This is a genomic window from Paenibacillus sp. N3.4, from assembly GCF_008017805.1.
Lineage (GTDB): Bacteria > Bacillota > Bacilli > Paenibacillales > NBRC-103111 > Paenibacillus_E.
Genome location: NZ_VRTT01000142.1, coordinates 1 through 8048 on the forward strand (window position 1 = coordinate 1; position 8048 = coordinate 8048).

The window sequence follows — 8048 nt, forward strand, 5'->3', positions numbered from 1 at the left end:
GTGGGAACCGCGACGATAAGCGCCAGTGTTGGAGGAAGTGCAATAGCAGCGACGGCCTCCGTTCAGTTCGTGTCAGGGGGGCTGTCAACAGAGAAGAGCACGGTTGAAATGGAAAACGTTACTCTGACCGCTGACGGAACCAGTCAGACAACGGTAAGCGTGAATCTGAAAGACGCGCAGGGCAATGCTTTGACCACCGGAGGAGCGACGGTCGCTATCACTTCGACGTTAGGCACGGTTGGCCCTGTAACAGACAACCATAATGGCACTTACACGGCGACGCTGACAGCACCGACGACGGTGGGAACCGCGACGATAAGCGCCAGTGTTGGAGGAAGTGCAATAGCAGCGACGGTCTTTGTCCAGATTCTTCCTGGGGAGATGAGTTCATCTCACTCAACAGTTACCGCGAGCGATCTAGTCATTCGAGCAGACGGCAAAAGTAAAGCCTCGATCTTCGTTAATCTCAAGGATGATTATGACCATCCGATCGTTGGAAAACGAGTACTGCTACAAGCACAAGGTGGACGATCAGTCATCCATGATGTTTATGGATTGACCGATAAGAATGGTTTAACCACACTTTCGGTGAGCAATACAGTGGCAGAGAACGTGACTTATTCGGTGAAAGAGGAAATAAGTGGTCTATCGTTAGACCAAACCGTGAATATTACGTTTACTTACGACCAGCCTCCGAATATCCAGTTGCAAGCGGATCCTATCATCTCCACTTTCGGAAGCGTAACAGTATCAGTAATGGCGTCTGTATATGGTGAATTCAATAGCCTTTCTTCGATCAAGTGGGCAGCAGGAAGCCGTTCAATCTCGTATTTTGAAACGCTGGGCGTGAAAATCACTGACCATTTTACCGTGCAAGAGAACGGGATTTATTCTGTCTATGCAGAAGATACAGCGGGCAACGCAAACGTTAGCTTGATCGAAGTCAAGAACATTGTTCCTTTGAGCAGCAATGCTAGCTTGATTGGCTGGCAGCTTACAGGATTGGGTGGGACGGTGAAGTTTGATTTTGACCCGGGGAAAATGAGCAATAGTGTAGTAGTCAGTCATTCTGTATATGGTTTGAAAATGATACTCACTACCACCGATACCAATTCTGTCGTCTATGTGAATGGATTGCAGGTAACCAGCAACTCTATTACAGATGAATATTCTCTCGTAACAGGTGAAAACCTGTTTGAGGCTAGTATCAAAGCGCAAGACGGTTCAATTAAAACGTATGTGCTGAATGTGATTCGTTCAACGGCAAGCTCCAATCCCGATTCGACAGGTCATACAGGCCCCTTGTCACCCAATAATTCGATTGTGATTTGGATAAATAATATAGCGGTGAATGGGCAGGCCTCACTTCAAACAGATGCGAATGGCGTGAAGTCCATCGATGCTCTATTGGATATGAATACCCTAAAGAAGGTACTCGATTCATTATCTACTGCGACTGAAGTGAATCTATCCATTTCGATAAAGGATGAGGCAAGCAAAACAGCTCTAAGACTTACCGTTGAAGCTGTCACACTCCTTGTTGAGAAGGCGGCCACAATTACATTGAAAACTAAGCATGGCCAATATCGCTTGCCTCTAGCTGAATTCGTCAAACAGGAGTCTGATTGGAAGAGCGATGTGGAAGCTCAAATAACGATCGAGCATGGCAACAGTTTAGGGATACCTGAACTGCTGGATGCAGCGAATAAAGGCAGTTTCCAGTTGGTGGCGGATCCGATTTATTTCAATCTACATGTGATGCATCATGGCGAGAGAAGAGAAGTTTCAAGATTCAACCGTTATGTAGAAAAGGTCATTTACTTACCAAAGGAATTGTCCGGAACTGCTTCAACAGTTGTAGCTTGGGACCAGAAGCTTGGTGTCCGTCCTGTGCCAACGGAATTCATCAAAGTTGATGAACATCAGGCTGCCGTTATTCGCAGTCTAACGAACAACGCTTACGTATTGGTATCCAAAGCGTCCAAATTAACAGATATTCAAGGACACTGGGCAACATCTGAAATTGGCGCCATGAATCATAGAATGATCGTAGAAGGTGTAGGTGAAAGCCGATTCGCGCCTGAAGTTACGATTACTCGTGCTGAACTCGCGGCGTTGCTTGCAAGAGCGTTGGGCTTGCCAGAAGGCGGAGATCTTGCAAATTTCAAGGATGTAAGCAATTCGAGCTGGTATAGCAGTGCCGTAGCAGCAGTTAAAGCATACGGTATTATGGATGGTTTCAAGGATGGAACATTTGGACCCAATCAGCAGGTATCACGACAAGAGGCGATTGTAACGATCGTTCGAGCGCTGCGGCTGGCCAATGTTTCTGCTGTAACAAGCAATTCGGGAGTGTCAGTGGATTTGGCTGTCTACACCGACCACAATCAAATTGGCGACTGGGCGAGCGATGCGATACGGACGGCCATTCAAGAGGGCTTGGTGAAAGGGTATGGAGATGAATTGCGTCCGCTGAAGTCATTAACACGTGCCGAAACGACCGTACTTCTTTACAGGATGCTACTAAAAGCAAAACTAATTGATGGGTAAACATGAAATTAGGGGACGAGCCGAGGGGCTCGTCTTTTTCGACCTATAAGAATTTATATGTTTTTGGTTTTGGGGTAAGCCTATGCCATATGGTGCGGGATATCAATAACTGCTGTTGGAGGATTTGCTCTGGCCGGATATACGGGGGGACAGGGCGGAGGCTTGAGACGTTTTAGTATCCCCTGCACGCGGAGATAAATCAGGTTTATGCAACAAAGCGGCCGGCTGCGGCAACAGCAGGAACCATTTATTTTCAGGATGGGTTCGGGGCCAACGGAACGATCGAGGGGAATCCGCTCGGGTCGAATGTCACGATGACCGGATATAACGACTGGCTGACGGGATTTACCTACCGATTACCTGAATATAACAGCAGTATATCCGCATGGTTTAGATGAGCAGATAGGTTGGCTTTGAATGTGCCCATGCTATTTGTCGAGGAGAATCATACGATCAGAGTTGAATGGTTAAAAGGATTCCATTTGGATAATGTAGATTCTATGGCCCCAAATGCCCCGGGACAGCACTTGTTTGAGCAACAAACACAAGATGCCGTTAAGCGTATCTCATGTGACAATTAAAGCACAAGTCAAACATCAAACAACATAAACAAACGGTTAATGAACTTCCAAAAGCTTACTCCAACTCGAATTATGAGCAGGAATGAGCTTTTTTTACGTCAATTTGTTTTGTGTTAACCTGGCAAGTGTCTACCGTCAAACGAAAGGGTAACGTGGAAGCGAAGAGAATGTCCGGCTCTTCTTCCATTTGTGAGATTTTTGAGAGAATGGACTGGTATAGTTTTTTGTGACATCGAATTTTGTCGAAGAAGGCTAATTGCAGTCGAAGTTGTCTTTTTTTGCACTAATTTTGAGATTTCCGGTGAAGAGGAGCCATACAATTATGAAACGAGTACATGCAAGGAAATGCAAAGAATTGGTAGTAAGTCTTGTTATCTTGATGATGTTTGCCACCGCATTCGCTGCGCCCACGCAAGCGGCGGTTCAATGGTCGCAATATGCGAAAATTGGACTTGGCAGCAATGACGGTCCCGGCGCATTCGAAGGTCCGGCTGACATAGTGGTAGATAGTGATTCAAATGTTTATGTGGCTGATTCCGTAAATCATCGCATCCAGAAGCTGACCGTTGCTACCGGTGTGTGGAGCGAATGGAAGAAGAGCGGCGGCGGATATGGAAGCGGCTTGGGGGAGTTTAGCAATCCAGTCAGTGTGGCTGTATACCAAAGCGATAAAATTTATGTAGCTGATAGCAGCAACCATCGCATCCAACAGTTGGATGTACATACAGGTGTGTGGAGCGAGTGGAAGAAGTCCGGCGGCGGACCGGGAAGCTTGCTAGGCGAATTCAGCGATCCCCAAGGTGTTGATGTAGATAAATCGGGTAATGTCTACGTGGCAGATTCCAGAAATCATCGCATCCAGAAGCTGGATATAGTTTCTGCACGTGGAGAGAGTGGAAAAAGAGTGGCGGCGGACCGGGAAGCGGAGCGGGCGAGTTCAACAATCCGAAAGGCGTTGCCGTAGATAGATCGGGCAATATCTATGTGGCCGATACCGGAAACAACCGCATTCAGAAGCTGACGGCAGCCACAGGCACGTGGAGCGAGTGGAGGAGGAGCGGTGGCGGACCGGGAAGCGGGCTGGGTGAGTTTAATCAGCCATACGGCGTTGCTCTTGATGGCAGCGATAATATTTACGTGTCAGAGTACGATAATCATCGCATTCAGAAGCTGAATGTTGCGTCAGGTGTATGGAGCGAGTGGAAGAAGAACGGCGGCGGCTCGGGAAGCGGAGCTGGCGAGTTCAACCATCCCAAGGGTCTGGCGGTAGACGGTAACAGGAATATCTATGTAGCCGATAGCGATAACAATCGTATCCAGAAGTTGAATGCAGTCGCAGGGACTTGGAGCGAGTGGGCATATCGGGGGGCAATTGCTGGCGATGGTCTTGGGGAGTTTAAATATCCTAATGCTGTTGCGGTGGACAAGCATAAGAATGTCTATGTGGCCGATTATGGAAATAATCGTGTTCAGAAACTGGATGCAACGACAGGCGTATGGAGCGAGTGGAAAAAAGCGGGAGGGGGATCAAGCAGCGCTCTCGGCGAGTTTGATGGTCCCACAGATGTTGCTGTTGATGAAGATGGCAATATGTATGTGACCGATTTTTATAATCACCGTCTCCAGAAATTGAATGTAGCTACAGGCGTATGGAGTGAATGGAAGAAGGCTGGTAGCGGCGCGGGAAGCGGCCTTGGCGAATTTAGCTATCCGAGTGGAGTGGCTATAGACCACGACGGGAATATTTATGTGGCTGATTCCGGAAATCATCGCATCCAGAAGCTGGCGGCAGCTACAGGCGTATGGAGCGAGTGGAAGAAGGCCGGCGGCGGTCGCGGAAGTGGTCTCGGTGAATTTAATAATCCAACTGGCGTTGAGGTAGACCGTAGTGGCAACGTATATGTTGCGGATATGAAAAACCATCGGATTCAGAATCTGACGGCGGCCACAGGCGCATGGAGCGAGTGGAAAAAGAGTGGCGGCGGCGTAGGAAGCGGTCTCGGCGAGTTTAATGAACCTTACAGCGTCGCAGTTGATAAAAAGGGGAATCTCTACGTGGCCGATTCCAATAACGACCGCATCCAGAAGCTGACGGCAGCTACAGGCGTTTGGAGCGAGTGGAAGAAGGCGCGCGGTGGCCACGGAAGCGGCTTGGGTGAGTTTAGAAGTCCGCTTGGTATAGCGGTGGATATCGACGGCGCTGTCTATGTAGCCGAATCAGACAATCAACGTATCCAGAAAATAAAGATTGCGCCTACCCCTTCGGACGCACCGACGGATATAACGGCTGAGGTCGTGAAAGGCAAGTCGCAAGCGACCGTCAGCTTTAAGGCGCCAGTCAAAGATGGAGACAGCGACATTACCGGCTATACGGTAACCTCGAGCCCAGGGGGTTTGGAGGCAAGCGGCACAGGCAGCCCGATTACCGTTACTGGTTTAACCTATGGCACTACTTATACGTTTACGGTAGTAGCGATCAACGGCGTTGGCAGCAGTGTGGCTTCCGCAGCCTCTAATGCGGTAAAGCCGGAAGCGATTCTTCCGCCTCAGCCGTCTTCATCATCTCAGGCAACATCGGTGTCTGAGGAGACGAATGCAGTTATTCTTGTAAATGGAAAATCGGTAAACGTCGGAACGGTAAAGGTAACTAGCGTGAATTCCCAGTCGGTCACAACAATCAAGATTGACCAGGATAAGCTGGCGGACAGACTTGTTACGGAAGACCAGCGGGCGGTGGTTACGATTCCAGTGAAAACCAAATCCGATGTTGTGATTGCAGAACTGAATGGCCGAGTGGTTAAAAATATGGAAGACATGCAAGCAGTTCTGGAAATCAAAACGAATGATGCGGTGTACACACTCCCGGCTCAGCAAATCAACATTAGCGCACTATCCGACCAAATCGGAAAGTCAGCAGCGCTTCAAGACATCAAAGTGCAAATTGAAATCGCTGTACCCACAGCGGATATGCTGAAAGTTGTGGAGAACGCAGCAGCCAAAGGATCGTTTAAGCTCGTCGCATCACCACTGAATTTTACAGTGCGAGGCATCTTCGGGGAGAAGTCCGTTGAAGTGTCGAAGTTTCATAGCTATGTGCAACGGGCAATGAGGCTGCCGGATGGCATTGATTCCAACAAGATTACAACGGCTATAGTCGTTGAACCTGACGGGTCAGTACGACATGTGCCAACTAAAATAATTACAATCGATGGCAACGACTTCGCATTCGTGAATAGCTTGACCAATAGCACGTACTCGCTCGTATGGCATCCCGTTGAATTTCTCGATGTTGCCGCTCATTGGGCCAAACTTGCCGTTAACAATATGGGATCGCGAATGATCATTGATGGTGTCGGCAGCGGTATGTTCAAACCCGATCAAGAAATTACCCGCGCTGAATTTGCTGCCATCCTCGTTCGAGGACTGGGGCTTAAGCTGGAAAATGGGGCAGCGCCATTCTCAGATGTATTGCCGCAGAATTGGTACAGCAGCGCGGTTAATACAGCATATGCATACCGGTTGATCAGCGGTTACGAAGACGGCTCTTTCCATCCGCTGGATAAGATTACGAGGGAACAGGCCATGGACATGATGGCCAAAGCGATGAAGATCACTGGTTTGAAAGCAAAGCTTCCGCCGTCCACAGATCCTCAGAAAATGTTAACTCCATTTACTGATGTGAATAGTGCTGCGGGTTGGGCGAAGGAAGGCATTGCCGCCTGCTTGCAAGCCGGAATCATTTCTGGAAGAAATAGCACTGAGCTTGCGCCAAAGTCCTACATCACAAGAGCTGAAGTGGCGGCTATTATTGAGCGGCTGCTTCGAAAGTCTGAGCTGATCTAAATCTCGGAAAGCTTCTAATGAATGACTTGCGCTCTTGCATGGCAATGTTATCAATTATGATGGCATCGATATCTTTGAGATATAATTGGCGGACGTTGTTTAAGTACCTGCATTTGTTTACCCCCTACCAAATATCGTAAATAAGAAGAGGCGAGCGTTTTGCTCGCCTCTTCTTATTTTGGTACGCTCAGATGGGTGCTATCCCTAGGGTGGAAGTCCCGAGTGGTGAAGGGGAGCTTGCCTTGTGGCAGCTCCTTTTTTTGTTCATTAAAGCAACGGGCAGATATGCCTAAGAATCGTTTATAAATAAAGCTTAGGGATATTTTTTATCAATTGGGAATTATTTGCAACAAAATCCCGGATTTTTACGTTTGTTTCTTAGGAGGTGCTTAAATGAAGAAATTAATTATTATTATTCTCGCCTTACTTGGCTTAGTTGCATGCGGTCAGCCTTCGCCATTTGAAGAACAAACAGCAAATCTCTCTCTTCCCAAGGATGATCCAGCAGTGGTTACAACAACCGTTCCTACTCCTGAAAAAGAACCTTTTACTGCAAGCATATCTGCCCCTAATCAATTAAAATCCAATGAAGAGTTCATTGTTGAGGCTACTCTAAAGAACTTATCTGATAGTGATTTTACGATTTTACATGCGTCAGGTCTTTTTTATTTCTCTATTAAAGATAGTAATGGCAAGAGGGTTAATACATTTGCTATGGCTATGGTAGGAAAACATCGTACTTTTCAAGGAAAAGGAATGATTACTGAGCATTATACGTACAAACTTGAAAAGCCTGGTTTTTATGAAGTTTCGGCAACTGCAAAATTCACGTTTGGAAATGGAGACAATGAAAAAAACTTAGAACTTGAAACAAACAAGGCAAGTTTTGAAGTTATATCTCTCAACTAACGGATACGATAGCACATTAACAAACAGGGAGCGGCTTGCAACAGCAGCTCCCTGTTTCCATTCAAGTAAACATTCCTGTAAGGCCTAAGATTTGGGCTTTGTCAAAAAAGGAGCGCCTCGGTATGATGGATTTGTCGAAGGGTTTTAACCCAATACATCAAGGAG

4 protein-coding genes are annotated in these 8048 nt (G+C 47.4%); all 4 read left to right on the forward strand.

Annotation, left to right across the window (positions count from 1 at the left end; translation table 11 throughout):
• Positions 1-2550 (forward strand): S-layer homology domain-containing protein (locus FU659_RS33895; protein WP_147951568.1); only part of this gene is annotated, 2550 nt, incomplete at its 5' end.
• Between the two features lie 903 nt (positions 2551-3453).
• Positions 3454-4095 (forward strand): NHL repeat-containing protein, encoded by a 642-nt coding sequence (locus FU659_RS33900; protein ID WP_147951569.1) that lies wholly within the window; start codon positions 3454-3456, stop codon positions 4093-4095.
• Positions 4096-4115: 20 nt separating this feature from the next.
• The gene (locus tag FU659_RS33905; RefSeq protein ID WP_147951570.1) at positions 4116-6974 is read left to right on the forward strand and encodes an S-layer homology domain-containing protein; all 2859 of its coding nucleotides are present in this window, start codon (positions 4116-4118) and stop codon (positions 6972-6974) included.
• Between the two features lie 393 nt (positions 6975-7367).
• Positions 7368-7883: a hypothetical protein gene (locus FU659_RS33910; protein ID WP_147951571.1), complete on the forward strand. Its 516-nt coding sequence runs from the start codon at positions 7368-7370 to the stop codon at positions 7881-7883.
• The last annotated feature ends 165 nt before the right edge of the window (positions 7884-8048 follow it).

Coding starts and splice junctions, on each gene's coding strand:
- FU659_RS33910 (WP_147951571.1), top strand. CDS start 7,368: ATGAAGAAATTAATTATTATTATTCTCGCCTTACTTGGCTTAGTTGCA.
- FU659_RS33900 (WP_147951569.1), top strand. CDS start 3,454: ATGAAACGAGTACATGCAAGGAAATGCAAAGAATTGGTAGTAAGTCTT.